The organism is Flavobacterium sp., assembly GCF_044341185.1.
Taxonomy (GTDB): domain Bacteria; phylum Bacteroidota; class Bacteroidia; order Flavobacteriales; family Flavobacteriaceae; genus Flavobacterium.
Genome location: NZ_JBIISE010000068.1, coordinates 1 through 2,760, shown reverse-complemented (window position 1 = coordinate 2,760; position 2,760 = coordinate 1). Strand labels below are relative to the sequence as shown.

Below are 2,760 nucleotides of genomic sequence, written 5' to 3'. Positions count from 1 at the left end.
CATTGTAACATATGTCACATTTCATTATTTTAGATGTAGTATCTTTGTGAAAAAAAATAGAATATGTTAGTATTTTTAAAAAATTTATTGTCATTTAAATGTCCACGTTGTCACGAAGGAAAACTATTTGTAAATAAATGGTATAGTTTTCCAAACGGAAATAAAATGGTTGAAAGATGTAGTGTTTGTGGCCAAAGAACAGAACTTGAACCTGGTTTTTTTCAAGGAACAGGTTATGTTAGTTATGGTTTAACTGTTGGTTTTTCGTTAATTACATTTGCAATTTGGGTATATGTAACCGGTTATACACTTCAAAATAAAGAAATATTTTGGTGGCTGCCAATAAATATTTTCTTTTTAATTATTCTGCAACCTTGGATTATGCGTTTATCAAGAATTATTTGGTTAACTGCCTTTTTTCATAGTGATGATGAATTTTTCGATTAAAAATAATCTTATGATATTTATCACAATTTTATTTAAAAATTACTACTAAATTTGTACCCAATTTAAATGAGTTGAAATATTTATTATTTCAACTTACATTTAAAATAATTATAAGTTATTTATATGAAAATAGAACAAATTTATACGGGTTGTTTGGCACAAGGTGCTTATTATATTATTTCAAATGGAGAAGCGGCAATAATCGATCCTTTACGCGAAACAGCTCCTTATATGGATAGGTTGTCGGCGGATAATGTAAAACTAAAGTATATTTTTGAAACGCATTTTCATGCCGATTTTGTTTCAGGTCATTTAGACTTAAGTACGCAAACCGGTGCGAAAATTGTATACGGACCTAATGCAAAACCAGAATTTGATATTATTTCTGCAACGGATGGTGCTATTTTTGAAGTTGGAAATATTAAAATAAAAGTACTACATACGCCTGGTCATACCATGGAAAGTACGTGTTATTTGTTGCTAGATGAAAACGGAAAAGATACCGCCTTATTTTCTGGAGATACTTTATTTATTGGCGATGTTGGGCGACCAGATTTGGCTCAAAAATCTGCATCCATGACGCAAGAACAGTTAGCTGGAATTTTATTTCACTCTTTACGAAATAAAGTTATGACTTTGGCAGATGATGTATTTGTTTATCCAGCACATGGAGCGGGTTCCGCTTGCGGTAAAAATATGAGCAAAGAGACGGTTTCCACCATTGGCGAACAAAAACAACAAAATTATGCACTTCGTGCCAATATGACCGAAGCAGAATTTATAAAAGAAGTTACAGATGGTTTATTGCCTCCACCTGCTTATTTTGGTATGAATGTAGCTATGAATAAAAAAGGAATTCCTTCTTTTGCATCTATTTTAAATTCCGGTATGAAAGCCATTGATGCTTCCGATTTTGAACAACTTGTAGATGAATCAGGTGCGTTAATTTTAGATACTAGAAATGCGTCTGATTTTTCAAAAGGATTTGTACCTCAATCCATAAATATTGGAATTAGTGGTGACTTTGCACCTTGGGTTGGCGCTTTAATTGCCGATGTAAATCAACCAATAGTTTTAGTTACAGATTCAGGTAAAGAAGAAGAAACCGTTACACGATTATCTAGAGTAGGATTTGATTCGGTATTAGGACATTTAAAAGGAGGATTTGAAGCTTGGAAAACTTCTGGATTTGACGTGGATACCATAAATAGAATTACCACAGTACAATTTGAAAATGAGGTAAAAATTGGTGTAAGCAAAGTCGTAGATATCAGAAAAGAAAGTGAATACGAGGCAGAACATTTAGAAGATGCTTATAGTAAACCTTTAGCTTACATTAATGATTGGATAAAAGACATCAATCCAAACGAACACTTTTTTATGCATTGTGCCGGAGGGTATAGAAGCATGATAGCGGCTTCTATATTACAAGCTCGTGGGTACAGAAATTTTTCGGAAATAGATGGCGGATTTAATGCTATCGCCAAAACAGATTTACCTACAACAGACTTTATCTGTCAAAGTAAAGTATTGTAAAATTACTTTTATAAGCAAATAAATTTTAAGTGCATACAAACTTTTGTATGCACTTTTTTTTATTTAATTTTACCACATTAAATTATATTAAATGAGTCACGGAAAATTAAGAGAAGATACTACTTGCCAAAATTGTGGCAATTCTGTTACTGTGCGGTTTTGTCCTTCATGTGGGCAAGAAAATACAGAAACTAAAAAATCCTTTCATTATTTGTTTACCCATTTTTTAGAAGATTTAATACATTATGATTCCAGTTTTTGGAAAGCAATAAAATATTTACTATTTCAACCCGAAAAACTGACTTTAACTTATTTGTCAGGTAAAAGATTAGCCTTTATGGCTCCTGTTCGCTTGTTCATATTTATTAATATAATTTCGTTTATTATTTTTAATTCTTTTACTTTTAAAGAAATTGAGCAAGAAGTTAAAACAGGAGTTCAATCTGAACTTATTGTTGAAGCTAAAAATAAAGAGTCTAAAATATCTAAAAAAAACACAGTAAAACAGGAAACTAACACTTCTTATTTTGATGAAAAATTTGATGCATTAGAAGATAAATATACACCTACACAAATTATGCTTCAGGTTTTTCATAAAAGCCTACAAAATTTACCTAAATGGTTATTTGCAATAATGCCCTTTTTTGCTTTTACTTTATGGCTTACACACGATAAAAAGAAATGGTGGTATTTTGATCATGGTATATTTACCTTTCATTATTTTGCTTCATTTTTATTAATTTCTAGTTTTACTGCATTGATTAATCAGTTTTTCGG

3 protein-coding genes are annotated in these 2,760 nt (G+C 30.9%); all 3 read left to right on the top strand.

Features of this window, described 5'->3' with window-relative positions; translation table 11 throughout:
• Positions 1-63 precede the first annotated feature (63 nt).
• The gene (locus ACIQZ1_RS09630; protein ID WP_396160856.1) at positions 64-447 is read left to right on the top strand and encodes a DUF983 domain-containing protein; all 384 of its coding nucleotides are present in this window, start codon (positions 64-66) and stop codon (positions 445-447) included.
• 123 nt (positions 448-570) lie between these two features.
• Positions 571-1,983: a rhodanese-like domain-containing protein gene (locus tag ACIQZ1_RS09625; RefSeq protein ID WP_396160854.1), complete on the top strand. Its 1,413-nt coding sequence runs from the start codon at positions 571-573 to the stop codon at positions 1,981-1,983.
• 91 nt (positions 1,984-2,074) lie between these two features.
• Positions 2,075-2,760: DUF3667 domain-containing protein (locus ACIQZ1_RS09620; protein WP_396160852.1), on the top strand; the 686-nt coding region annotated here is incomplete at its 3' end.